We start from the raw sequence: 24247 nt of genomic DNA on the forward strand, positions 1-24247 counted from the left end.
GTATCAGCCGACTCCTCGCATGAGGCGGCGCAGACGCGCGCGGGACAGGGCGAGGGCCGCCGCACAGAGCATGGCGGCGGCTCCCAGCATCGCGAAGTAGGTCCCGGGCGACCACACCGTGGAGAGCCGCACCACCTGGGCGCTGAGGGCACTGCCCAGCGCCACCGAGAGGAACCACAGGCTCATGATCTGGTTGGCGAACCGAGTCGGCGCCAGTCGGGTGGTGACGCTCAGCCCGGTGGGGCTCAGGCACATTTCCGCCATGATCTGCACGAAGAAGGCCACGACGAGCCACAGCGGGGTGACCCGGCCGCCGTCCGCGGCGGCCCACCCCGCCCCCGCCATGATCAAGGTGGCCAGACCGAGCCCGAGCAGTCCCAGGGCGAACTTGACCACCGTGCTGGGCTGGCGCTCGCCCAGCCACAGCCACAGCGCCGCGAACGCGGTGGCCAGCACGATGCTGTAGAGCGGCCCCAGCGACTGGAACCAACTGGTCGGGAACTCCCAGCCGAACAGCGTGCGGTCCACGTGGTCGCGCGCGAACAGGCTGATCAGCGAACCGCCCTGCTCGGCGATCATCCAGAACACGGTGGCCGCCAGGAAGATCCACACATAGGCGGTCAGTCGGCGGCGGTCCACCGGGGCCAGGCCGGGAGCGCGGAACATCGCCGTGAACCAGACCGCCGGAACGGCGATGGTCAGTGCCGTGACCGCCTGGACCACCGCCTGGGTGGGCGGCTGCCCCCACAGCACCGCGACGGCGAACACACCGGCGAGGAACACCACCGCCCCGCCCACGGCGAGCAGGGCACGGCGCGACGCCCCCGGGGAGGCCACCGGCCGGCCCGGCGCGCCGGGCATCCGGTCGCGTCCGCGCACGCACAGCAGCAGACCGAGCAGCATGCCGACCGCGGCCGCGCCGAACCCGGCGTGCCAGTCGACACGCTCTCCGAGGAAGCCGGTCACCAGCGGAGCGGCGAAGGCGCCCAGGCTGATGCCCATGTAGAACAGTGAGAAGCCGGCGTCGCGCCGCGCCGCCCGGCCCTCGCCGGAGCCCTCGGCGTCGTACAGCCGGCCCACGAGCGTGGAGATGCCCGGTTTGAGCAGCCCGGTACCGATGGCGACCAGCACCAGGCCGGTGTACGTGAAGGCGGCGCCCGCCGGTATCGCGAGGACCGTGTGCCCTGCGGTGATGACCACACCGCCCCGTACGACCGCCCGGTACGAGCCCCACAGCCGGTCGGCGAGCCAGCCGCCCGGCAGCGCCAGCAGGTTGACCAGCGCGCCGTACACGCCGAAGACGGCCGCCGCCGTGTGCGGTGCAAGGCCGAGGCCGCCGTTCCCGACGGGCGCGGCGAGGAAGAGCACGAGAATCGCCCGCATTCCGTAGAAGCTGAACCGCTCCCACATCTCGACGCTCCACAGCGTCAGCAGGCCGCGCGGGTGGCGGCCGTCGGCCGGGCGGGCCCGTGCCGCTTCCCCCGTCTTCACCATGTCGCCCCTCACTCCCTCGGCGGCGTGCCCGGCGTGGTCAGCTGTCCAGCGAACCGGACACCGACGCGGCCGCCAGCTCCTCGTTGGCTATGAGCACCGGGATGCCCCCGACAACCGGGTAGGAGCGGCCACAACCCGCCTCCCCGCAGGTCAGACTGGTCTCCCGGTCATCGGCCCGCAGCGGTGCGGCGCACACGGGACAGGCGAGGATGTCCAGCAGGCGGCTGTCGATGGGCATGGTGTTCTCCTTCGGTGAGTGCGGGTGTGACGGCGTTCCGGTCCGGACGTCGGCGGATCAGCCCGGAAGGGCGGGGACGTCGAGAGCCGGCACGGTGACGGGGGGTGCGTTCGTTCCGCTCGCCGCGTGCAGCAGGGCACGCACCGGAGCGGCGGCCTTGAGGAGCACCTCGCGGTACTCCTCGGCGGGGTCGGAGTCGAGGACGATCGCCCCGCCCGCCCCCACCGACCAGCGGCCGCCCGAGCGGACGGCGGTACGGATGACGATGTTCAGGTCGGCGCCCCCGGTCAGCCCCAGGTAGCCGATCGAACCCGAGTACAAGCCACGCGCGGCGCCTTCCAGCCGGTCGATGATCTCCATCGTGCGCAGCTTGGGCGCACCGGTCATGGAGCCGCCCGGGAAGCAGGCGCGGACGCAGTCGATCGCGCCGAGTCCGGGCCGTAACGTGCCGCGGACGGTGGACACCAGCTGATGGACCGTCGCGTAGGTCTCCACGTGCATCAGCCTCGGGACGTGCACGCTGCCGATCTCGCACACCCGCCCCAGGTCGTTGCGGAGCAGGTCCACGATCATCAGGTTTTCGGCCCTGGTCTTGGCGTCGAGGGTCAGTGCCTCGCGCAGCCGGGTGTCCTCGACGGGGTCCGCCGCGCGCGGCGCGGTGCCCTTGATGGGTTTGCTCTCCACCCGGCCGTCCGGGGCGATCCGCAGGAAGCGCTCCGGGGAGGAACAGACCGCCTCGATGTCACCGAAGTGCAGGAACGCGGCGTACGGTGCCGGGTTGAGCCGTCGCAGGACGGCGTGCGCGGACAGCCCGTCCGTGTCCACGGGCACGTGCACCGTGTCGGTCAGACAGATCTCGTAGCTCTCGCCCGCGCGCAGCTCCGCCTGGCAGTGCCGGATGTCGGCCAGGTACCGCTCCTCGCCGCGGGACGGCCGGATCACGGGGAAGCCGCCGGACGGCGGCGCCGGGAGGCCGCCGTCCCGCGGCAGGGCGGTGAGACGCGCACCCGTCCGCCGCAGCCATGCCTCGGCGCGTGCCCCGTCCGTCCCGTCGTCGCGGGCCAGACACAGCAGATACGTTTCCCCGCGCTCGTGGTCCACGGCGACCAGCCGGTCGGCGAATATCCAGGCGGCGTCGTCCCCCGCCGAGGGCCGTGTCAGCGGCGAACCGCAGTCGGCGCGCAGTTCATAGCCGAACCAGCCGACATACCCGCATGTGAAGTCGAAGGGCAGTACGGGCGCTTCGACACGGCGTCGGGCCAACTGCGCGCGCAAGTGGTCGAAGACGGTGCCGGGCACGGTGGTCGTGCCGCCGTGGTCCGTCACCTCGACGTGGCCGGAACCCGCGTGGTAGCGCACGATCTCCGCGAGGGGTCCTTCGGCGTCCCCCAGGAAGGAGAAGCGTGCGAGTCCGGACTCCACCCGTGAACTGTCCAGCCAGAAGGCGTGGCTCGCACGGGCGAAAAGCGCACGGAACAACTCCTCGGTGTCCGGGGCCAGGGGCAGCCTGCGCACGTGCAGACGGAACGGGGGGCGAACGGCCGCCGTGGGTGCCGGACCCGGGGCGGACGGCACCGGCGATTCCGGGGAAGCCCCCGCATGTCGCGCGCCGCCTCGTCCGCGACCGACAGCGCGGTCGGCGGATCCCGCCGGGCCGCCCACGCCCGACGGCTCGGCAGGGCTCCTGCGGTGCTCACCCGAGGAGCGCGAGGGGCGCGCCCCCTGATGGGCGCGGACCAGCCGCGCGAAGTTGGCGATGAGCCGCTCGCCGTACTCCGTGGCCACCGATTCCGGATGGAATTGCACGCCCCAGCGCGGCAGCGACCGATGGCGCACGCCCATCACGACACCGTCCTCGGCCCATGCCGTGGCCTGCAGCACCTCCGGAAGCGGCTCCTGCACCGCGAGCGAGTGGTAGCGGACGCCGGTGAAGTCCTGGGGGACGAGGGAGAACAGTCCGTCGCCCAGATGTCTGATCGTGCTGAGGTGGCCGTGCCGGGGCGCGGGCGCGGGGCTCACACGCGCGCCCGCGGCCAGGGCTATCGCCTGATGGCCCAGGCAGACCCCGAGAACGGGCAACGACGGACCGGTCAGCAGGCCCGCCGCGAGCCCGAGGTCACGGTCCCGCCCCGGGTGTCCGGGCCCCGGGGAGACGACCAGGGCGTCGAAGTCCTCCGGGTCGAGCCACCGCAGCGCCGCGGCGTCGTTGCGCAGCACCACGGGTTCGGTGCCGGTCGTGCGGGCGATCAGCTGGAAGAGGTTGTGACTGTAGGAGTCGTGGTTGTCCACGAGCAGTGTGCGCATGGGGGCTCCAGGACGGGCGTCGGACGGGATGCCGGAAGGGGGCGGGTGGTGCTCAGTGACCCATGGCCAGCCCCCCGTCGACGGGGATGACGGCGCCGGTGACGTAACCGGCCGGCTCGGAGGCCAGGAAGGCCACGACGGCGGCGATCTCCTCGGGACGTCCGGCCCGGCCGAGTGGAGTGGCGGCCAGGATCGCGGCGCGTCGGCGCGGTGGCAGGTCCGAGGTGAGCGCCGTGTCGACGAACCCGGGCAGGACCACGTTGCAGGTGACACCGTGGGGACCCAGCTCCCGTGCGGCGCTGCGGGACAGCCCGACCAGACCGGCCTTGGCCGCCGCGTAGGCGGCCTGCCCGGTGGTGCCGAGCACCGCTGCGACGGACGAGACGAACACGAGCCGGCCCCACTCGCGCTCGGCCATGGTGGACACCGCCCGCCGCGCGATCCGCCAGGACCCGGTGAGGTTGGCGTCGGTCACCTGCCGGAAGGCCGTCTCGCTGGTGCGCTGGAGCAGCCCGTCGTCGCGGACGCCGACGCTCGCGACGACGATCTCCACAGGCCCCTGGCGGGCCTCCGTGCGGGCGAAGGCGGCGTCCACCTGGCCGGTGTCGGTCACGTCGCAGCGCACCGCCGGAAAGCCCGCCGGTCCCGCCCCGCCCGTGGTTACGCCGCGGGCGGCGACGGTCACCCGGTGGCCCTGGTCCGCCAGGGCGCGCGCGACGGCCAGGCCGATGCCCCGGCTTCCGCCGAACACCAGGGCGGAGCGGCCCGACGTGCGGTCACCTCCGGTCACGGCAGGGGCACCGCCTTCTCGAGCGGATGCATGAAGTTCAGCGCGACCGGGGCGAGCTCCGGGTGCAGGGCGGCGGCCCGTGCCATGACCTGGCCGGGGCCGGAGTCCAGGACGGTGGTGACGCCCGAGGAGACGAGGGCGCGCATGGCGTCGTTCCACCGCACCGGAACGGCGAGCTGTTCCAGGAGGTCCGTGCGCAGCGCGTCCACCTCCCAGGAGATCCGTCCGGTGCTGTTGAGCAGGAGCGGAACGGCCGGCGGTGACAGCGGCACCGCGGCCAGTCCGGGCCGCAGCGCCTGCTGGACGGGTTCCATCAGCGGGGAGTGCGACGCCACACCGGCGGACAGCTCCTTCACCCGCGCGTCGTCCGCCGCTCCGGCCCGACCGCCGACCCAGCGCACGGCGGCCGCGTCACCGGAGACCACGGTCTGTTGCGGACCGTTGAAGCAGGCAGCCACCACCACGCCGTGCTCCGGAGGGCATGCGGCGCACCACTCGGAGACCTGCTCGGGCGACACCCCTGCCAAGGACGTCATCAGCGCGGGCCGCGCCCGCGTCTGCTCACTCATGAGCCGCGCCCGCCGGGCCACCAGGCGCAGGGCGTCGTCGAAGTCCAGGGCACCCGCCACGACGAGTGCGGCGAAGTGCCCCAGGCTGTGGCCACCGACGACGGCCGGTGGCGCCCACCGGTCGCCCAGGTGCCGACGGAGCGCGGCCGTCGCCGCCAGCGAGGTGGCGACGATCGCGGGGTGGGATATCTCCGCGGTGGCGAGTTCGGCGGGTTTGCCCTCCCGGCAGAGGCGGACGAGGTCGAGCCCGGTGGCCTTCGCCGCCCTCTCCAGCACGTCCCGCGCGCAGTCGAAGGAACGGCACAGCCGCCGCGCCATGGAAGGGAGCTGCGATCCCGCACCGGGCAGGAGCAGCGCGTACCGGCCGTGGGACACGGCGTCGAGCACGGTGGTCGTCACGGGGCGTCCTCCTGTCCACGGGTCTGTACCGCCTCCTGCCACAGCCGGGCGGCGTGCACCTTTCCCGTCCCGGTCCGGGGCAGCGCCTCCCGCAGGTGGAAACGGGTGGGGACCTTGTACGAGGAGAGGGCGCGCGCCACGTGCCGGCGCAGGCCGGACTCGGTGACCCCCTCCTCGACGGCGACGAAGGCCGCGAACCGGTCGCCGTGTCCGGCGCTGCCCTCGGGCGGCGCGGCGACCCAGCACTCGCGGACGCCGGGCACCCGCAGGACGGCCCGCTGGACCTCGTCGGGGTCGACCTTGCGGCCCGCGACCGAGATGCGCCGCGTGGTGCGGCCCTCCACGACGACGTACTCGGGGGAGGGCAGCCGCCCGGTGTCACCGGTGCGGAACCAGCCGTCGGCGAGGGAAGCGGCGGTCAGTTCGGGCAGTCCCCAGTAGGTGACGGGACCGGCACCGGCCTGGCGAAGGTGCAGCTCCCCCGAGACGTCCGGGCCCGGCGCGGCGAGCCACGTGCCGTCCGCGGCGCGCAGGCGGGCCGTGACACCGGGCAGCAGGCGCAGCGGTCCGCCCGGGGCACCGGTGGTGTACGCGATCTGGCCGAACTCGGTGGATCCGTACTGGTCGCGCAACGGCACGCCGGTGGCGGCGTGCCAGTCCTCCGCCAGCGCGCCGGGCAGCGGCTCGCCGGCGCTGACGCAGATCCGCAGGGCGGACGGTGCGGGCGGCTCGCCGCTGTCGAGCACGGCCCGGTAGAGGAACGGAACGCTCTGCACCACGGTGGCGCGGCTGTCACGGAGGAGCCGGGCCAACGCCATGGGCGCGGCCGGATGCGGGGCCAGCACCAGGGTGCAGCCGGTGACCAGCGCCGGCAGCACGGCCACGCCGAACGCGTAGGCGTGGTGCACGGGGGTCGTGCACAGGAGGCGGTCGCCCTCGCGGTAGCCGGCGAGCGCGGCGAAGTCCGCCGCGTTCGTGAGGGCCGTGTGCCACCGCTTGCGCACCACTTTCGGCAGTCCGCCGGTGCCCGAGGTCACCAGGCCCAGGTGGGGAGCCGGTGCCGGCCCGCCGGACGCGGGGGCCTCGGCGCCGACGGGGCCGTCCGCGTGGTCGGCGGGCGACGGCGTGTGCCATCCGGTCAGCCCGGCCAGCGCCGCCACCTGGTCCCGTTCGGCGGCAGTGGCCCGGCCGTCGTACAGGACGACCTCTCGTCCCTCGGCGGTCGCCGCCAGCAGCGCGACGAGGGTGTCGGGATCATTGCGCGCCAGTATCCCGAGCCGGGCCCCGGGTGTCTGACCGCCCCGGCGCAGCCGGGCCCTGGCACGCTGCACCCGGTCGGCGAGTCCGGCCCATGTGACGGTGGTGCCCCGGTGCTCCACCGCGGGCCGCACAGGCGTGGCCGCGGCCCGTGCCGCGAGCAGGCCCGGCAGGGTGTCGTGAGGCACGACTGCGCTCATGCGGTGCCTCCCGGGCGGAGGACGAGGAGCGAGCCGCCCCCGCGAAGCTCGGCAGGCTCGGCGGGACGTCGGTGGTGCCAGTCGGCCAGGGCGGCGAACGCCTCGCTGGGGTCGGTCCGCTCGTGGTCCGCGTCGTTCGCGTCCTGCACGGCGGGGTGGCTGCCGCCCGGGCGCCAGCCGCCGACCTCCCCCCAGCCGCCGGCACCGTCCAGCACCACGGCGGCGGTGCGCAGGCGTACCGGTCCGGTGTCCCGAGGATCTTCGGGCGGCGGCCAGTGCGCGGCGGTCACCAGGACCCGGCGCAGCCGGCCCGATGCGATCGTGGCGGCGGCGTACCCCAGGGCGTCGACCCCGCTGGAGGCTCCGGTCAGGGTGACCGCGGTGCCGTCCAGGCCGAGCTCGATGCACAGCCGCCCGGTCAGCGAGTGGGCCGAGTAGTGCAGGAAGCACTCCGGAGCGAGCCAGCGGGGTCCGTGGGAGTCCAGGACCTCGGCGATGTACGCGGAGGTGGCGGAGGTGGCCCGGCGGGAGGCGGTGACACAGCCCAGTGCGTGCGCCTTGTCGGGGGCGATGCCCGCGGCGGCCAGCGCCTCCCGTGCGGCGGCAAGGAGCTCGGGGCCCAGCACGTCACGCACGGCGAGTGGCATCCGGGGGAGGTCGGCCGTCTCGCTCGGCATGCGGGGGAACTCCCGCTCGGTCAGGCGCACGGCGGTCGCGGCGATCCGCGCGGTCTCACGCGTCACGGCCGAACACCACCGCGACGTTGGAGCCGCCCAGACCGCACGAGAGGGTGAGCGCCGCCTGCGGGGGCCGGTCGGGCTGCTCGTCCCCCAGGTTCAGGTGGTCCCAGCGCGGGTCGCGGTCCTGCAGGCCGAGCGTCGGCAGCACCTCTCCGCGCAGCAGGGTCAGTACGGTCACGATGGCCTCCACTGTGCCTGCGGCGCCCTGGCAGTGGCCGAGCGCCGCCTTGCTGCTGACGACGGGGATGCGGGGGAGGCGGTCGCCCAACACGTCCGCCAGCGCGCGCAGTTCCGCCACGTCCCCGTGCCGGGTGCCGGCGGCGTGCGCGTTCACGTATCCGATCTCCTCGGGCTGGGTACGGGCGTCCGCCAGGGCCCGCCGCATCGCCTTGGCGACGCCCTCGAAATCCGGCCGGGCGGCCTGGCTCGCCTCATTGCTGCTGCCCCAGCCGCGCAGGTGGGCGAGCGGTCGGTCCGCAGTGCGCTCCAGCACGACGGTGGCGGCGCACTCGGAGATCCGGATGCCGGAGCGGCGCGCGGCGAACGGGCGGCAGCCGCCGGGGCTGAGCGTGCGCAGCGAGGCCAGGCCCTGGAAGGCGGTCTCCGTGATGGTGTCCACCCCGCACACCAGCACCCGGTCGGCGAGGCCGTCGCGCAACAGGTCCGCGCCGACCCCGAGAGCGGTGGCGCCCGCGGCGCTGGCGTTGCCCACCTGCACCACCGGTCCGTCCCACGCGGGAGGGGCGTACGGGCTCCAGGCGGCCCCCGCGGCCGGAGCGCGTCCCTCGTGCCACGCCCGCCAGGCGGCGGCGGACGGGAAGCCGCCGCTGTCGGTGGTGCCCAGCACCAGGGCGGTGCGGCCGACGCGGGCCCGGCCGGTGCGCGCCTCGGCGTCGTTCAGGGCCTCGTCCGTCGACCGGTGCAACAGGTACGGCAGCCGGGCCGGGTGCCCGGGCGGCGGGGCCCCGCGTCCGGTCGCCTCCTCGGGCACCAGGCCGACCAGGTGCGCGCCGGTACGGGAGACGTCGAAGTGCTCCACCGGCCGGAAGGCGACCTCGCCGCCCCCGCACGCCCGCCACAGGGCGTCGAGACCGGCGCCACCGGGCGAGAGCACCCCGAGTCCGGTCACGACGACGGAGGAGGGGGCGCTCATCGGGCCTCCCCGGGAAGCCGGCCGTGCTCGGACAGGTGGCGGACGAGGGCGCCGACCGAGTCCGCGACGTCCCACAGCTCGCCGTCGGCGATCCGCTCGACGGCGCACTCCCGCTCCAGCGTGGCCAGCACGGTCACGATGTCCAGCGAGTCGATGCCGAGTTCGAAGAACTTGTCCTCCCGGGTGATGCTCCGGGCCAGATCCCTGCCGACCCGTTCGGCCAGTCGCTCGCGGACCAGGTCTTCCAGCGCGGCGGTGGGTGCCGCCGGGCCGTCGTCGGTGTGCCGCATCCGTGTCCTCTCGTGTGCGCAACCACCACCGCCGTGTCGGCGGAAGGCGGGCGGTGCCTCAGCCGATCGGCGTGCCGGCCGTCAGATCCGTACGTGCGTGCGTGTGCACGCGTGTGCCGTGCCGGACCGTCACGGCCGCGGCGTAGCCCGGGGCGCGAGCCGGGACGGTGCGCACCGACCAGCCCGCCAGTTCCTCCGGGCCGACCACGGTCACCCGGCCCGTGGTGTCGACCCGCGCGTCCATACGGGCCAGTGCGTGACCGAGTCCGGTGCCGGTGGCCTTCGCGTACGACTCGGCGCTCGTCCAGACCCGTAGCAGGACGGCCTGCCGCACCGACGCGGACAGCCGGGTGAGCCGGCCGCTCTGCTCCGGGCCGAACAGCCGGGGGGCCAGCGTCTCGATCTCCGCTGCGCGGTCCGCGGTCTCCACGTCCACCCCCACCGGCCCGGCCCCGCGCCCCAGCGCCACCGCGGCCAGGACCCCTGAGTGCGCGATCGACACGGTCCACTCCGCGCCGCCGGCCCCGGCGAGCCGCACCGGGCCGTGGCCGGCTTCTCCGCAGGCCGGGCAGCGCGCCGCGAGGGCGACGCACCCCGGCGGTACCCCGAGACGTCCGGACAGCGCCGAGCGCAGCAGTCCGCGTGCCACGGTGAACCGGGCGGCGGCCCGCTCCGCCAGCAGGCCGGCCCGTTCGCGCTCGGCGGCGTCGAGGAGCCCGGCGCAGCGGCGGACGGCCTCGGGAGTCACCAGCGCCTGGTACACGCAGACCTCCCGGCCGTCCGGGACCGTGGCGCCGGGGTCCGTCCGCGTCCCGGAGCGCGGCGACGGGGCGGGGGCCGCACCGGTCATGACAGCGCGCTCTCGCCGAGGCGGTCCAGGATGTCCCGGACGGTTTCCTCCTCCTTCTGGCCGGTCGTGTCCAGCCACAAGCCGATGCGCGCGGTGTCGCGGCGGAACACCTCGTCCAGTTCGCGTGCCCCCCAGCCCTGTCCGTCGTACGCCTGGTGGGCGCGGCCCGCGTCCCGGCACAGGACGGTCTCCGGCCGCGGGGCCAGCACCACCACGTGGCAGGGGCGGACGTCGCCGAGCATGCCGATGAACCGTTCCAGGTGTTCGCCCAGCAGGTTGTCCTCGGCGATCACGGTGAAGCCCTCCGCGGCGTACGAACGGGTCAGCATGGCCAGGTGACGCAGGCGCAGTTCGTACTGGCGCAGCGCCTGCGGCGTCGGGTCGGGGGACATTTCCGCACGGCCGGTGACCACCATGCGGCGCAGCACGTCGCCCTCGATCAGCACGGAGGGGTCGAACCGGCGTGCCAGCAGCGTGCCCACGGTGGACTTGCCGCTGCCGGGGATGCCGGTCACCACCACGACGCGAGGCCCGGACGGGGGGCGGACGTTCACCGGGCGGCGCCCGCGGCGGCCGGCTCGGGGGCGAGGCTCTCGCCGCCCCGGTGGACCTGCCAGCGCAGCGGGGGCTCGCGGAAGGTCAGGAGTTCCACCAGCAGGCGGTTGCCGACCGGTTCCACTTTCTGGAAGACCCGTTTGACGGCCTTGGTGCCGGCCGGGCCGAGTGCGTCGGGCAGGTATTCCTTGATCTGTTCGAACAGCAGCCATTGCCGGCCCTTGCGGTTCTTGACGACCCGCTCCACGTAACTGGGCCTGATGCCGTACTTGGTGGCGAAATGCTTGAGGGTCTCGGCCGTCCACGCGTCGCTCCAGCGCAGCATGAAGTACGGCAGGTCGGCGAGTGCGAAGGGCGGCGGCATCCGGTAGGTGATCACCGAGCTCGGTTCGAACCACACCGTGCCGCCGGCGTCCAGCACCCGTTGGCTGAAGTCGAGGTGCTCGCGGGTGGTCAGCAGCCCCTCGTCCATGCCGCCGACCTGGTCGAAGACCGAGCGGCGCACCAGCGCGCAGTGGAACTCGATGATGTCGCACGCCTGGCGGCGCATCTTCTCGGCGGGTACTTCCGAGACGTGCTTCATGAAGTACCGCTGGGTCTGGGTGAATTCGCGCGTGCCCCAGACACCGGAGAACTCCATGTCGCCGCCGGCCATGTGGACCGTCTGCTCCTCCAGCGGTCCGTGCAGGTAGAGCGGGCCGACCATCGCGGCCTTCTCCTCGTCGGCGCAGGCGATCAGCGGCCCCAGCCAGTTGTCCGTGTACTCCACGTCGTTGTCGAGGAAGACCACGTACTCGCCCTCGGCATAGCGCAGTCCGATGTTGCGGGCGCAGTTCGGCGAGACGTACTTGTTCACGCGCACCGCGGTGAAGCCGTGCACGTCGCTCAGTCGACGCAGTCGTTCCCAGCGCTCCTTGGGGGAGTTGACGTCGACGTACACGACGTGGCAGGGGACATCGGTGTGGGCGAAGAAGTTCTTGAGGGACTCCTCGGCGTACGAGAAGCGCTCGCGGCTGGTGATGACGGCGGTGACGCGGGGCGGGCTGTCCATGTGGTCTCCCGTTCGGGTGCGGACGTCCGGTGGGCTTCGGTCCGGCAGGGCCGGGCCGGTGTCAGGCGGGGCGTGCGGTGAGCAGGCAGTAGTGGCCGTAGACGGGCGTGACAACGCAGTCCGTGAAGCCGGATCCGTCGAGCAGCGCGACGAGTTCGGGACATGTGCGCAGCCGGCCGCCGGTCATGACCGCCAGGGCGAGCGAGTAGCCCGTGACGGTGGGGGAGCGGCGGGCCGCGTCGTCGGGCAGCACCTGGTGCACGAGCAGTCGACCGTCGGCGGACAGGGCCGCGCGGGCGCGTTCCAGCAGACCTCGGCAGTGTGCGTCGTCCCAGTCGCTCAGCACGTCCGCGAACAGCACCCGGTCCTGGTCGCCCGGCCACGGGTCGGCGAACATGTCGCCGGTGCGCAGGCGGACCCGCCCGGCGAGGTCCGTCCGGTCCAGCAGCCGGTTCGCCTCGCGCTCCACCACGGGCAGGTCCAGGACCGTGGCCGTGAGACGCGGATTGCGGCGCGCCAGCGCCATCGCGAAGGTGCCCACGCCGCCCCCGACCTCCAGCAGCGCGGAGCAGTCCGTCAGGTCCAGGCGGTCGGCCAGGGCCGCGGCTGGGCCGACGGAGTGCGCGTGCATGGCCCGGGCGAACTGCACGCCGTGGTGGGGGGAGCGTTCATGGGTCTCCCAGATGTCCTTGCCCCGGTAGCCGTGGGGGGCGCCGGTGGTGATCAGCCCGCGTACGGCGGCGCAGCGTTCGTCCCAGCCGAGTCCGAGCATGGGCCCCCAGTAGCAGGCGCCGTCCGGGAGCAGGAAGGCACGGGCCGCCGGGGTCAGGTGGTACCGGCCGCCGTGCACGGACAGGTATCCGAGGGCGGCGAGGTATTCCAGCACCACCGCCGTCCCGGCCTGGTCCAGACCGCGTGACGTGGCGAGTCCGGCCGCGTCGGCCGGTGACCGGGCGAGCGTCGGGAAGAGACCGAGACGGTCCGCGGCGGCGACCGCCGGAAGCCGGTACTGCGACATGAAGGTGTCCATGAGCAGTCGGTCGTCCGGGCCCGACGCGTGGGTACCGCTTTCCGGCAGGACGCCGGACGGGGCGAGGGTCTTTGCGGTCACCGGGCCTCCGCGGCGGCCTCGGAGATGCGCGTGGCGAGAACGTCCAGCAACTCGCCCACCGTCGTGTAGCGCAGGGGGTCGATGTCGTCGTTCTCGAAGGTCAGATCGTGCTTCTGCTCGAAGTAGGTGAAGACATAGGCAAGCGTGATGGAATCGAGCCCGAGTCGGCTCATCGGGTCGTTCTCGGTGAGTTTTCCGGCGACCTCCGGCGAGGTCTCGCACTGTTCGACGAGAATCGTGCGCACCTCGTCGAACAGTTCCGTGCGGTCCGTGGATCCGAGACTGTCTACGCTGCTCATCTGCAAGCCCACCCCTCTGTCTGCCGTGCCCTACCGTGCGGCGACGCGAAATCCGGGCCACACGCTAAAACCATCGATCAAGACTGTCAAATATTTCGAAAATTGCGGTCGATATTTTTCTCCCCTATTCAGGGAATAGTTTTCCGACCCTGCGGGCAGGCCCATTCCGGGCGATTGTCCGCAGGGTTTTCCGGTTTTTCTCAAGTTTTTCCGGGCGGCTTCCCGTGCCAGTGGGGGCTCAGGCGAAGGACAGCTCGGGCAGCGGCCCGCCCTCCCCGAAACACCACTCGGCCTCGCCCCGCAGGCGCCGTGCGAGACGGGTGCCGTCCCCCTCGGCGTACGGGCGCCCGGTCCCGGCATGCCGGCACATCGCCTCCAGCAGCGCCTCCAGCGCGTTCGCCAGCGTGGCGATCTCCTCATGGGCCATCGCGTAGACGCCCTCCGAGCGGTAGCGGTGCAGCCCCAGCAGCAGCAGGCCCAGCTTCTGGGCCCGGCCCGCCGCCGCGAGCGCCGCACGGGACACCGCGACGGTGCGCGGCTCCTCGGCACCGGCCAGGGCGTGCCCCAACAGGAAGAGCTGCGGCTGCACGTCCCCGAGCACCCATACGTCCATCCCCTTCGCCAGCAGCAGGGGCAGGCGCGCCCCCGACCACACCTCGCCGTGGAACGCGCGCAGTTCGGCGACGTCCTCACCGAGCGGGACCAGGGAGGGCGGCACCAGTGCGGCGGCCGCCTCCTCGGGGCGCCGGGCGTCCGGCGACGCGATCCGCTCCACGACCGCGTACCGGGTGCAGGCCTCGCGCAGTGCGCCGGTGACGGGCAGGACCCGCCGATGGCCGTCCTCGGCCGGGGCGTCGGTGTCCAGGACATGCAGCCCCCGGTCGTCGATCCGGTGGGCCAGCACCATGTGGTGGTGGTAGTGCTCCTTGCCCTCGTGGTCGTCGCCCGGCCAGTGGTGGCCGTCCGGCATCAGCACCACCGGCGTCCCGGAACCGACCAGTTCGGCGACGCGCGGCCAGTGGCTCCGGCCCGATCCGATCCCGGTCAGGTGCCAACGGACCGCGCAGGCCGGGAAATCGCTCATCGGCCCGTACCATTCCCCGCGCCGCACCAGGTCGAGCGGTACGGCGAGGCCACGTGCCACCGCGTCTGCGCCGTAACCCCGTTGCAGCAGCACGGCCTCGACCGAGCGCAGGAAGCACCCCAGCCCGTCCAGGCCGATGTTCTTCCAGCCCAGTGCGGCGGCGGGGTCGAAGGCGTAGGGACGGATGTCCTCGGCGGTCGTGTCGCTCACGTCGTCCTCCTGGTGTTGCGCAGCACGGTGGCGGTGATCGTCAGAGTCGGGTTGTGCGCCCCGGAGGTGGGGAAGAGGCCGCCGTCGGCGACGAAGACGTTGTCCAGCGCGTGCATCCGGCCCACGCCGTCGGTCACCCCCGTGCGAGGGCCGTGGCTCATCCGCAGCCCCCCGAGGGTGTGGAAGTTGCCGGGCACGGTGCCGGGTTCACCGGGAAAGGCCCGCGAGCGCGTCTCCGGCACCGCGGCCACCGCGTCCGCGCCCGCTGCCTCCAGCAGCGCGGCCAGCCTCGGCAGGTAGAAACGCTGGGCCGCGGTCTCGTGGATGTGCGGGGCCCACGAGACGCAGGGCACCGGTAGCCCGAGCCAGTCCCGGACGACCGGATCGAGGCCGACGCGGTTCTCCCGCTGGGAGACGTCCTCCCCGTGCATCTGCACCCCGAGCAACCGGTCCCGCAGGGGGCTCTCGCGCATCAGCCGTTGAAAGGCCCGGCCGTAGGGCACGTCCGTCAGCTCCGGCAGGAGACGCCGGTAGAGAAGGCCCTCCTGGACGGGGCCGGGCTGCCCGCCCCCGAGTTCGACCACGCCACCCCGCAGATACGGCAGCCCCGCCGCGCGTGCGGCCTCGCGCGCGCCGGGGCAGTCCGGGTCGGCGAAGTCGTCCAGGGCGTGGGTGATGTTCCGGCCCCTCGGGCTGCGCACCCGCTCCCCGAGGAACAGCCCGTAGGCGACCGAGTACCAATGGAACATCAGGTGGCGCCCCAGCAGCCCGGACGGATCGGGCAGCTCCGACAGCAGGGCCAGCCGGCAGCTCTCCACCGCGGATCCCGCGAGCACCACCCGGTCGGCGGGCAGTTCCGTCCGGACGCCCTCGGCATCCGCGTACACCACCGCGCGTGCTCTGCGTCCCGTGTGCCGCACCTGCACGGCCGTCGCCAGCGGCAGTACCTCGGCGCCCGCCAGTACCGCGCGGCGCAGCGCCGTCAGGGCGCTGCCGCGGGAGAGGTTGGGGCAGCCGTAGCCGCAGCACGCGCCGCAGTCGGTGCAGGCGGGCCGCCCGTCGTAGGGACGGGAGTTGGCGGCCATCGGCATCGGGTAGGGGTGCAGGTCCAGCGTCCGCGCGGCTTCGGCCACGCGCACCGATGACGTCTGGTCCGGCCCCGGTGGCATCGGGAAGTCCCGGGAACGCGGGGCGTGGCGCAAGGTCGTCGCGGGCAGGGCGGCACGGTCGCCCTGCACACCCAGAAGTGCCTCGGCCTCGTCGTAGTAGGGAGCGATCTCCGCGTAGTCGAACGGCCAGTCCACGACGTCGCAGCCCGGCAGCGGGCCCAGCGCGGAATGCTTGGCGAAGTCGAGGTCCCACAGCCGGGGCGTCTTGGCGTCCCAGTGCACCGAGCCGCCGCCGACGGCCGCCGGCAGGGCGTTGACGAACCCGGTGACGGGCTGCCCGGGGAAGGCCCGGTCGTGGTAGACGCGGGGCTCGGCGAGCGGGTCCGGGTATTCGAAGCCGCGGACCGGGCCCTTGATCTCGTCGGCGGAGAAGACGTGGCGCGGAGCCGGGGCCGAGAGGTCCTCGAAGTGGTTGGGGCCGCGCTCCAGGACGGTGACGTCCCAGCCCGCTTCGGCGAGCACCATCGCTGCCGTCGATCCGCCCGGGCCGCTGCCCACGACCACCGCGCGCTCAGCCACCGTAGCCCCCCGACGACGCGATCAGCCGTGCGGCCCTGCCGAAGTGCCGGGCGAGGACGGCGACGGGATCGGGCCCCTCGCCGGCGTACGGCTCCACGGCCGCGGGCCGGCCCGTCGCCTCGGGCGCGTTCGTCCGTGGCGGTCCGGCGGGCGTCGTGGCCGCCTCGGCGCTCCGGGGCGCCGGCAGTCCGAGCAGGGTGGGGCTCGCCGTGGCGGGCCGGCCCCGGTAGACGGGGGCGCCGTAGGTTCCCTCGACGGCGTGGTCGAAGAGCTGGTCGCGGAAGACGGCCGCCTCGACGTCGCACAGGGCCCGGTGCCGTGATGCGGGCGGGGCGGAGGCGAAGTCGCCCCTCGCCAGGCGGTCCAGAACCGTCACGCCCGTGCGGTAGGTGCGGCGCAGGTCCGAGACCCGGTGGCGCCATCCCCTTCGCTGGGCGGGGGTGAGGGGGAGGAAGGAGCCGTCGGGGCGGCCGGAGGCGTACACGAGGGGCGGCTCGACGGTGAACGCGCCGAGCAACTGGTCGGCGTACCGGACGGCGTCCGCTTCGCGTGCCCCGGGGCCGGGCTCGCCCGGCGCGTCGGCGGGGCCTGGGACGAGCAGCGCCATGGCCTCACAGACCACGTCCGCCTCGTGCGGGGTGAAGAAGAGCCAGTTCCGGTCGTCCGGTCCCAACCCCTCTACGGATAAAGCGATTTGCTGATAATCATGGTGTTCGTTCACGTTTGCCCTTCGGTCAAGGAGACCCGCATGAGTCAGTCCGGAGCCGTCAGTGCCGGTGACGCGCAGGACGTGTTCGCCCTCACCCGACGGCTGCTGGCCACGCAGACCCCCCGATTCACGGGCGAGCACGGAGTGGAGGTGCACAGCCTGGTCTCCTCCGACCACGTGCCGCTCTACCTCTTCGCCGCCAAGTCGCTGGCCCGTTTCTGGCCCGAGGTGACGCCCGTGGTGCACGACGACGGCACGCTCACCCCGCGCGACACGGCCCGGCTCCGCCGGCACGTGCCCGACGCCCGGATCCTCGGGCGCGCCGAAGCGGACCGGCGCGTGGAGGAACTGCTCGTGGACCACCCCACGCTCGCCGCGGTGCGCCGCAACAACGTCCGTATCCTCCAGCTCGTCGACTACTACCTGCTGAGCCGTGCGCCGTCGGTCGTCAGCATGGACAGCGACGTGGTGTTCCTGTCCCGTCCGCGCGCCCTCGTCGACTGGGCGACGGCCGCATCGGACGAGCGTCCCGCCTTTCTCTATTCGCCCGAGTTCGGGTGGGAGCCTCAGGGCGTGCACTGGATAGCGGACCACCTGCCGGGCACCCCCTACGTTCCGTACATGTGCTGCGGCTTCGCCGCCGTCGACTCCGCCGCCTTCTTCGACGCGGACTTCCTGGAGCACACCCTGAGCGCGCTGCCCCGCGAGATCAGCTTCGCGCCGCGCTACGTCACCCAGATGTCGTACTCGCTGCTAGGAGGGCGGCTCGGCGGGGGGCGGACGCGGAACCTGGGAGAGCCGTACCGCTCCGGCCGCCTGGAATGGCTGCCCGCCATCGACGACCGGGTGATCTGCCACTACTTCGCGTCCCACGAACGCTCCACCACGTTCGACAACCTGTCCGAGGAGGGCCCGCTGCTCGCCCGTGCCATCGGCGCGGGCGGCTGATCCGCGCACGCACCGGCAGGCCGTCCCCGCCGGTGCGTCGCCCCGGCGGGGACCGTAGGGGTGCGGTGGGGTCCACGGATCCTCCACCGCACCCTTGCGGCCGCCACGCCACCGGGCGGGCGCGGCCGGCGAACTCATACCGCCACCACGCGACCGCCCGCGTCCGCCGAGGCGTAGGCAGCCTCCACGACCCGCGCGGTGTCCACGATCTCCCGCGCGCACATGCCCCACAGTCCCGGATCCGAGAGCACCCGCCGGAAGTCCTCATACATGGGCGTGAACCACTCCAGGTGCGCCTGGTCCTTGTTCGGCGAGACGAGGGACCGCCGCCACTCGCTCCCCGCCGTGCGACCGGTCACCTCTCCGTCGTCGATGCGCACCGACCCGGCGGAGCCGCGGACCGCGTAGTGGTTGGACCGCTCGTCGCTCGTCCAGCTCAGCAGGATGTCGCACCGGCCGTCGCCGAAGTCCAGACGCAGCCGGGCGGCCTCGTCCACCGCCGCAGTATCGCCGTCCGGCCGTTCCACGGTGCAGGACAGCTTCACGGGGGCCCGGCCGAACAGCCGCAGGGCCATGTAGACACAATGCGTCCCGTGGTCCAACAGGATTCCCCCACCGGCCAGTTCGGGAGACCGGCGCCAGTCGGGGGAGTACCCCGGGACCCCGCGCGCGTGCCGGTCGCGCAGGATGCGGAAGGTGGCCGATTCCAGACGCCCCACGCCGCCGTTCCCGGTGCGGGGGCTCCCGGCGACCGCCTCGCGCAGCGTCCGCATGAGGGGTGATGTCCCGTAGTTGTGCGACGGGAAGAGCAGCCGGCCCCGGGCGTGGGCCAGCTCCGTCAGCTCGCGCGCCTCGGCGCCGCGCGCCGCGACCGGTTTCTCGCAGATCACGTGACGGCCCGCCGAGAGCGCGGTCCGGGTGAGCGGGCCGTGGAAGGCGGGCGGCGTGCACACGTCGACGACGTCCACCGCGGGGGCGGTCTCCATCGCCTCGTCCAGTGAGGAGAACACCCGGCCGTGAGGCAGGAGACCTGCCGCCCGCGCCCGGCGCTCGGGTGACGGGTCGACGACCGCCGCCACCTCGACGCCCGGTACGGATCCGTACCCGCTGAGCCGGGCGCCGCCCGCCGTGCCGAACCCGACGACGACCACCGAGACGGAACTGTCCCGGCCGATCGGCACCGGCGTGAGGGGTGTCCCGTTCACGCTCATGCCTTTCCTCCCGAGGCCACCGGCGGGCAGGAACCCCCGGCCTCGACCAGTTCCCGGTGGACGGTCCGCGACGCCGCGACGATGTTGTCGTGGCGGGACGTGAAGGCGTCACCGCCCCACCCCGTGACCACGCCGCCCGCTTCGGTGATCAGCAGCGCACCGGGCACGGTGTCCCAGATCCCGATGCCGAACTCCAGATAGCCGTCGTACGCCCCGCAGGCCACGCGGCACAGCCCGGTGGAGGCGCTGCCCGGTTCGCGTATCTCGAAACCCGCGTCGAGCAGTCGGTCGGCCACCGAACGCTGCCGCCCGCGCACCACGCCTTCGGTCCCGAAGCCGGTGCCCGCCAGCGGTCTGCCCGGCGGAGGGTCCGCGATGCGCAGGGGCATCTCGTCGCGGAACGCGCCCTGCCCGGCCACCGCCCGGAACACCGTGCCGGACTCGGGGAACCGGATCAGGGACAACCGCGTGACACCCTCCACGACCAGCGCCAGGGCGACCGCGTAGTCGGGCAGTCCGCGCAGGTAGTTGGTCGTGCCGTCGAGCGGGTCCACGATCCAGGTCGGACGGCCGTCCCCGGGCGCGACGGGATCGGACTCCTCCGAGACGATCCCGAAGTCCGGTGTGTACATGCGCAGGATGGCCAGCGCCTGGTGCTCGGCGGCCAGATCGGCGTCGCTGACCGGCGCGTCGCCTTCCTTGGTGCGTACGGTCAACCGGGCGCCGCGCCAGCGCAGCAGCTCCTTCGCGGCCTCCGACGCGGCCTGCGCCGCCGTGGCGGTGAGACGGTCGGTGTCGAACACGACGGTCACCCCTCACCCCCCATGCCGATCAGGGTCTCGCGGATGATGCCGACGGCGGTCTCCACCTGTGCGCGGTCGACGGTGAGGGGCGGGTACAGCCGCAGTGTGTTGCCGCCGAGCATCACCAGGACGCCTGCTTCCAGCAGTTCCAGGTAGACGCGTTGGACCAGGCTCTTGGGCGCCGGCTCACGGGTCTGCTTGTCCACCACCAGCTCGATGCCGAGAGCGAGTCCCGCCCCGCGCACGTCGCCGACCAGCGGGGCGAGTTCCGTCAGGTCGGCCAGCTGATCGAGCATCTCCCGGCCTCGGGTGGCGGCGTTGTCGACCAGTTTGTCCTCGGTGAGGATGCTCGTGGTCGCGGCCACCGCCCGGCACGCCATGGGGAACGCCCCGAAGCTGGACGAACTCGCACTGGGCTCGGAGAACGGGGCCGCCGCCATGGTTTCCGCCGAGGCGACGACGCCGGTGACCGGGTAGCCGCCGCCCATGCCCTTGCCGACGGTCAGCACGTCGGGGCGGACCTCCTCGTGCTGGTAGGCGAAGGCGGCACCGGTACGGCCGAAACCGGTCATCATCTCGTCGGCGATCAGCAACGCGTCGAACTCGCGGGCCACCTCGCCCAGGGCCGCGAGGTAGCCCCGGGGCGGCACCACGTTGCCGGACCTGCCCTGCACGGGCTCCACCACGATCGCGGCGAGAGCCCCGGTGGAGTTCTCCTTGATCACATCACGGGCGTGATCGACACACGCGAAGCCGCATTCGGGCGCCCGTAACTTGAAGGGGCAGCGGTAGCAGTTGGCGTACGGGGCGGAGAAGTAGCCGGGCGGGAGCGGCCCGAGACCCGAGCGGGCGCCGGCGGTCAGGGCCAGGCTGCCCATGGTCTTCCCGTGGAACCCGCCCCAGAAGGAGAGGAATTCGTGCTTTCCGGTGACGGACTTCGCCAGGCGCAGCGCGGCCTCCACCGCCTCCGTGCCGCCGCTGTACAGCTGGATCGTGTCCAGGTCCTCGGGCAGGAACTCGCGCAGCACCCGCACCATGTCGAGCCGGGCGGGACTGCCGAAGGCCCCGGCGGTGGCGCGGGTCAGCTCCTGGGCGAGGGCCGTGGTGAATCGCGGTTCGGCGTGGCCGATGGAGTTCACACCGCCCGCGCCCTGGAAGTCGATGACGCGGTTGCCGTCGACGTCCACGATCTCGGCGCCGTCCGCCTCCGCCACGCACAATCGGGACAGCAGCATCACGGCCTGCAGACCGGGGCCGATCACCTCCTGCTCCTCGGCCCAGTGGGCCTCGCCGCGCACGCGTGGGTGCAGTATCCCGAAACCGTGTCCGGCGCCGGGCGCGCCGCCGTCCCCCGCAGGCCCGGCGCCCCGCTCGTGGTCGGTCATATCGCTCCGTCCTCGGTCCGCCGGCGCGACGGCAGCCGGCCGTCCTCCGCAAGTGCCTCGAAGCCGCGCCGGGCCGCGCCGACCGCCGTGTCGATGTCGTCGTCGGTGGTGGACGCCGAGATGAACCAGTGGTGGTTCGGGTGCAGGAAGACGCCCTCGCGGATCGTCGCCGCGTAGAAGGACCGCTTCGCCTGCTGGTTGCGGTCCTCGTCGCCGAAGCGGAAGTCCAGGAACGGCATCGGCGGGTGCCCCACCACGTCGACCGGTGCCCCGAACTCCTCGGCCAGCACACCCAGACCGCCCTGCAGCCGCTCGCCCATCTGCCAGATCCGTTTGAGGTGGTCGCCCGACCGCAGCTTGCGCACCGTGGCCAACGCGGCGGCCATGGCGTCGGCGTTGGCGTAGTAGGTGGACGAGATGTGCACCGTGTCCAGGGTGCGCAGCACATCGGCCCGCCCGGTCAGCGCCGAGATGGCGTACCCGTTGGCGAATGCCTTGCTCAGCGTCACCAGATCGGCGGTGACTCCGTAGTACTCCTGCGCGCCGCCCAGGGCGAGCCGGAAAGCCGAGCGGATCTCGTCGAAGACCAGCAGAATGCCGTGTTCGCGCGTCAGTTCCCGCACGCCCTGCAGGAACCCCTCGGCAGGCCGCTCGACCATGAACGGCATCATCACCAGACAGGCGATCTCCCCGCGGTGACGCTCGAGGACCGCCCGCAGCGAGTCCAGGTCGTTGTAGGTGAACGTGTCCACCAGCGCCCGGCTGACGGCGGGGATGCCGCGGTCCCACTGGGCACACCAGTCGTGCCAGCCGTTGTAGCCCCAGCGCACCACCCGGTCCCGGCCGGTGAAGGCCCGGGACAGGCGCACGGCCGCAGCGGTGGCATCCGATCCGGTCTTGAGCAGCATGCCCATTTCCGCGCCCGGCACGATGTCGAGCAGTTCCTCGATGAGCTCCGTCTGGACGGACTTCATCAGCCCGATCGCGAAACCGCGCCGGATCTCGCGCACCACGGCCTCGTCCACGTCCGGATCGGCGTGGCCGAGTATGACCGTGCCGTAGGACAGGAAGAAGTCGAGATACCTGTTGCCGTCCACGTCCCAGAAGTGGGCCCCGTGGGCACGGTCGGCGAAGACCGGGTAGTGCCCCTCGACCATTTGGTCGGAGGCGATCACTTTTTTCCGTTTGGCTGCCAGAGCGTCGATCTGCTCGGCCCTGCGGTCGAGTGCGAAGGAACGGTCCAGGCCCAAGGGTCTCCCTTTCGTGAGGAACGGCTGAGCGGCGTGCTGCGGGGAGCAGCGGACGCCAGGACGGCGGGGCCGGCGGGCGCTCAGCGCCGGGCGGCCCGGACCCGGTCCAGGAGGTCGGTGGCCCGGTGCCGCACGTCGGCGAGGTTCCCGCCATGCAGCGCGTCACCCACGAGGGGCCGGCCGAGCGCCGCGGCGTGCGCCCCCGCGGCGAAGTAGTCGCCCAGGTCGTCGGCGGTGATCCCGCCGGTCGGAACGATAGGAATGTCCCCGAACGCCATGGTGAGCGAGGCCAGATAAGCAGGTCCGCCCAGCCGCGCGGGGAAGAGCTTGACCAGCGCAGCGCCGAGCCGCCACGCCTCCATGACCTCGGTCGTGGTGAACGCTCCGCACACCACGGGCACCCCCAGCCCCCGGGCCTCGTCGAGCACCTCCGGAAGCACGCCGGGGGTGAGGAGGTAGTGCGCGCCGGCGCCAACGGCCCGCCGGGCGGTCTCGCGGTCCCGTACGGTCCCGGCGCCCACCAGCGCGGCGCCCGTGGCCACACTGCGCCGGACGGCGTCGAGCGCGTCGGGGGAGGTGAGTGTGATCTCCACGGCCCTCACACCCGCCTTGCCCAGTTCATCGGTCACGGCCGGAACGGCCGGGGAATCCGGTTCGGTGAGCATGGCGATGAGCGGCGCTCCGGCCACCTCGGCGGCCAGGTCGATGCTGTGGTCCCCGGACACGCTCACCCCCGCTTCTCGAGAACGATGATCTGCCGCCGGGTCTGCCGCTTCACCGGGCGGTCCGGGTCCGGCAGCGCCCGCAACTCCCTGACCAGGGGAGCCACCTTCTCCTCGAAGACCGCGTCGTCCACGGCCCACAAGTGGTAGAGCATGCGCTGTTCGAGTCCGGAGGCGATCTGTTCCGGGCTGTGTTCGTGGGTCGCCGCGTCCAGCTCCCCCACCTCCACGGCAGTGAAGCCCACCGACTCGGCCAGCGGCAGGATGCGCTGGGCCCGGTCGTCCGCCTCCGCCGTGCGTGACTGGATCTCCTCCATGATCCTGCTGACCGGGTGGTCATCGAAGAGGATCATGCCGGGGATCACCACGTACCGCCCACCCGGCTCCAGCACGCGGTGGACCTCCTGCAGTCCCTTGCGCAGGTCGCCCACGACGTGGGTCACCCACACGCTGTACACCTGCGAGAAGGATCCGGCCGGGAACGGCAGCGCGGTCAGCGAGGCCGCCGCGGCCGTCTGCCCGACGCGGCTCACGGCCTTCGTGAGCATGGAGTGCGACAGGTCGATCCCCACCACGGAGTACCCGACGTCGGTGAGTGCCAGGGCCACCACGCCGGTGCCCATGCCCGCGTCGAGGATCAGACGGTCCTTCGCCGTGCGTTCGGCGATGGCCGGCGCGATCCTTCGGCCGCGTGCCTCACCCCCACGCGTCTTGTCGTAGAAATCGGCTGCCGGGGAAAAGTTCACAGACGACTGCACTGTCACCCACTCACTGGTTGTGGAGAATGCTGCCTGAAGCCCGTTCGGTAAAGGGATTTCGCACCGGAAAGTTCGGTGCGGTGACAGGGGAGAAAATGGCTGTTCACCCCGGAGGGAAAAACGGCCCCTCGGGCGGGCATTCCGATCGGTCGTCCGCCGGTGACCACAGGGCCGGGCGG

At 73.0% G+C, this 24247-nt stretch carries 24 protein-coding genes; 1 reads left to right on the plus strand and 23 read right to left on the minus strand.

Annotation, left to right across the window (positions count from 1 at the left end; genetic code table 11):
* Nucleotides 1-3 precede the first annotated feature (3 nt).
* The 17 genes from AMK22_RS12135 to AMK22_RS12215 form a co-directional block, all read right to left on the minus strand.
* Nucleotides 4-1494 carry a peptide MFS transporter gene (locus AMK22_RS12135; RefSeq protein WP_073784219.1) on the minus strand — a complete coding sequence of 497 codons (1491 nt, stop codon included), beginning with the start codon at nucleotides 1492-1494 and terminating at the stop codon, nucleotides 4-6.
* A gap of 37 nt (nucleotides 1495-1531) precedes the next feature.
* Nucleotides 1532-1732: a Trm112 family protein gene (locus AMK22_RS12140; protein ID WP_073784221.1), complete on the minus strand. Its 201-nt coding sequence runs from the start codon at nucleotides 1730-1732 to the stop codon at nucleotides 1532-1534.
* 57 nt (nucleotides 1733-1789) lie between these two features.
* Nucleotides 1790-4036, minus strand: a complete 2247-nt coding sequence (pabB, locus tag AMK22_RS12145) for an aminodeoxychorismate synthase component I (protein ID WP_073784222.1) — start codon at nucleotides 4034-4036, stop codon at nucleotides 1790-1792.
* A gap of 52 nt (nucleotides 4037-4088) precedes the next feature.
* A complete protein-coding gene (locus tag AMK22_RS12150) occupies nucleotides 4089-4826 on the minus strand; it encodes an SDR family oxidoreductase (RefSeq protein WP_073784224.1) in 738 nt (245 codons plus the stop codon).
* Entirely contained in the window at nucleotides 4823-5794 is a 972-nt protein-coding gene (locus tag AMK22_RS12155) for an ACP S-malonyltransferase (RefSeq protein ID WP_073784225.1), read from the minus strand. Before AMK22_RS12155 ends, AMK22_RS12150 begins: the two co-directional genes overlap by 4 nt.
* A complete protein-coding gene (locus AMK22_RS12160) occupies nucleotides 5791-7251 on the minus strand; it encodes a class I adenylate-forming enzyme family protein (RefSeq protein WP_079186097.1) in 1461 nt (486 codons plus the stop codon). Before AMK22_RS12160 ends, AMK22_RS12155 begins: the two co-directional genes overlap by 4 nt.
* Nucleotides 7248-7994 (minus strand): beta-ketoacyl synthase N-terminal-like domain-containing protein, encoded by a 747-nt coding sequence (locus tag AMK22_RS12165; protein ID WP_073784227.1) that lies wholly within the window; start codon nucleotides 7992-7994, stop codon nucleotides 7248-7250. Before AMK22_RS12165 ends, AMK22_RS12160 begins: the two co-directional genes overlap by 4 nt.
* Entirely contained in the window at nucleotides 7984-9144 is a 1161-nt protein-coding gene (locus AMK22_RS12170) for a beta-ketoacyl-[acyl-carrier-protein] synthase family protein (protein WP_073784228.1), read from the minus strand. The genes AMK22_RS12165 and AMK22_RS12170 overlap by 11 nt, the downstream gene beginning before the upstream one ends.
* Complete coding sequence (locus tag AMK22_RS12175) at nucleotides 9141-9434, minus strand: acyl carrier protein (protein WP_073784229.1); 294 nt, start codon at nucleotides 9432-9434, stop codon at nucleotides 9141-9143. Before AMK22_RS12175 ends, AMK22_RS12170 begins: the two co-directional genes overlap by 4 nt.
* Before the next feature lie 58 nt (nucleotides 9435-9492).
* A complete protein-coding gene (locus AMK22_RS12180; RefSeq protein WP_073784230.1) occupies nucleotides 9493-10284 on the minus strand; it encodes a 4'-phosphopantetheinyl transferase family protein in 792 nt (263 codons plus the stop codon).
* Nucleotides 10281-10799: an AAA family ATPase gene (locus tag AMK22_RS12185; protein WP_242433936.1), complete on the minus strand. Its 519-nt coding sequence runs from the start codon at nucleotides 10797-10799 to the stop codon at nucleotides 10281-10283. The genes AMK22_RS12180 and AMK22_RS12185 overlap by 4 nt, the downstream gene beginning before the upstream one ends.
* A gap of 35 nt (nucleotides 10800-10834) precedes the next feature.
* Nucleotides 10835-11890 (minus strand): glycosyltransferase family 2 protein, encoded by a 1056-nt coding sequence (locus tag AMK22_RS40775; protein ID WP_073784232.1) that lies wholly within the window; start codon nucleotides 11888-11890, stop codon nucleotides 10835-10837.
* A gap of 61 nt (nucleotides 11891-11951) precedes the next feature.
* Nucleotides 11952-13001, minus strand: a complete 1050-nt coding sequence (locus tag AMK22_RS12195) for a methyltransferase (RefSeq protein WP_073784233.1) — start codon at nucleotides 12999-13001, stop codon at nucleotides 11952-11954.
* A complete protein-coding gene (locus tag AMK22_RS12200) occupies nucleotides 12998-13300 on the minus strand; it encodes an acyl carrier protein (protein ID WP_073784234.1) in 303 nt (100 codons plus the stop codon). The genes AMK22_RS12195 and AMK22_RS12200 overlap by 4 nt, the downstream gene beginning before the upstream one ends.
* A gap of 238 nt (nucleotides 13301-13538) precedes the next feature.
* Nucleotides 13539-14594 carry a hypothetical protein gene (locus tag AMK22_RS12205; protein ID WP_073784235.1) on the minus strand — a complete coding sequence of 352 codons (1056 nt, stop codon included), beginning with the start codon at nucleotides 14592-14594 and terminating at the stop codon, nucleotides 13539-13541.
* Nucleotides 14591-16282 (minus strand): GMC oxidoreductase, encoded by a 1692-nt coding sequence (locus AMK22_RS12210; RefSeq protein ID WP_073784236.1) that lies wholly within the window; start codon nucleotides 16280-16282, stop codon nucleotides 14591-14593. Before AMK22_RS12210 ends, AMK22_RS12205 begins: the two co-directional genes overlap by 4 nt.
* Nucleotides 16275-16955: a hypothetical protein gene (locus AMK22_RS12215; protein WP_073784238.1), complete on the minus strand. Its 681-nt coding sequence runs from the start codon at nucleotides 16953-16955 to the stop codon at nucleotides 16275-16277. Before AMK22_RS12215 ends, AMK22_RS12210 begins: the two co-directional genes overlap by 8 nt.
* Before the next feature lie 75 nt (nucleotides 16956-17030).
* Here AMK22_RS12215 and AMK22_RS12220 point away from each other — a divergent pair, with 75 nt between their 5' ends.
* Nucleotides 17031-17939 carry a hypothetical protein gene (locus AMK22_RS12220; protein WP_073784240.1) on the plus strand — a complete coding sequence of 303 codons (909 nt, stop codon included), beginning with the start codon at nucleotides 17031-17033 and terminating at the stop codon, nucleotides 17937-17939.
* Nucleotides 17940-18073: 134 nt separating this feature from the next.
* Here the strand turns inward: AMK22_RS12220 and AMK22_RS12225 are convergent, their stop codons facing one another.
* From AMK22_RS12225 to AMK22_RS12250, 6 genes are all read right to left on the minus strand, one after another.
* Nucleotides 18074-19150, minus strand: a complete 1077-nt coding sequence (locus AMK22_RS12225; protein ID WP_079186100.1) for a Gfo/Idh/MocA family protein — start codon at nucleotides 19148-19150, stop codon at nucleotides 18074-18076.
* Entirely contained in the window at nucleotides 19147-19962 is an 816-nt protein-coding gene (locus AMK22_RS12230; protein ID WP_073784243.1) for an inositol monophosphatase family protein, read from the minus strand. The genes AMK22_RS12225 and AMK22_RS12230 overlap by 4 nt, the downstream gene beginning before the upstream one ends.
* The gene (locus AMK22_RS12235; protein ID WP_079186101.1) at nucleotides 19959-21338 is read right to left on the minus strand and encodes an aspartate aminotransferase family protein; all 1380 of its coding nucleotides are present in this window, start codon (nucleotides 21336-21338) and stop codon (nucleotides 19959-19961) included. The genes AMK22_RS12230 and AMK22_RS12235 overlap by 4 nt, the downstream gene beginning before the upstream one ends.
* Nucleotides 21335-22588 carry an aspartate aminotransferase family protein gene (locus AMK22_RS12240; protein WP_073784245.1) on the minus strand — a complete coding sequence of 418 codons (1254 nt, stop codon included), beginning with the start codon at nucleotides 22586-22588 and terminating at the stop codon, nucleotides 21335-21337. The genes AMK22_RS12235 and AMK22_RS12240 overlap by 4 nt, the downstream gene beginning before the upstream one ends.
* A gap of 80 nt (nucleotides 22589-22668) precedes the next feature.
* Complete coding sequence (locus tag AMK22_RS12245) at nucleotides 22669-23319, minus strand: bifunctional 4-hydroxy-2-oxoglutarate aldolase/2-dehydro-3-deoxy-phosphogluconate aldolase (RefSeq protein ID WP_242433937.1); 651 nt, start codon at nucleotides 23317-23319, stop codon at nucleotides 22669-22671.
* Nucleotides 23316-24056: a class I SAM-dependent methyltransferase gene (locus AMK22_RS12250; protein ID WP_073784247.1), complete on the minus strand. Its 741-nt coding sequence runs from the start codon at nucleotides 24054-24056 to the stop codon at nucleotides 23316-23318. The genes AMK22_RS12245 and AMK22_RS12250 overlap by 4 nt, the downstream gene beginning before the upstream one ends.
* Between the last annotated feature and the right edge of the window lie 191 nt (nucleotides 24057-24247).

Origin of the sequence: Streptomyces sp. CB01580 (assembly GCF_001905795.1) — a bacterium.
Lineage (GTDB): Bacteria > Actinomycetota > Actinomycetes > Streptomycetales > Streptomycetaceae > Streptomyces.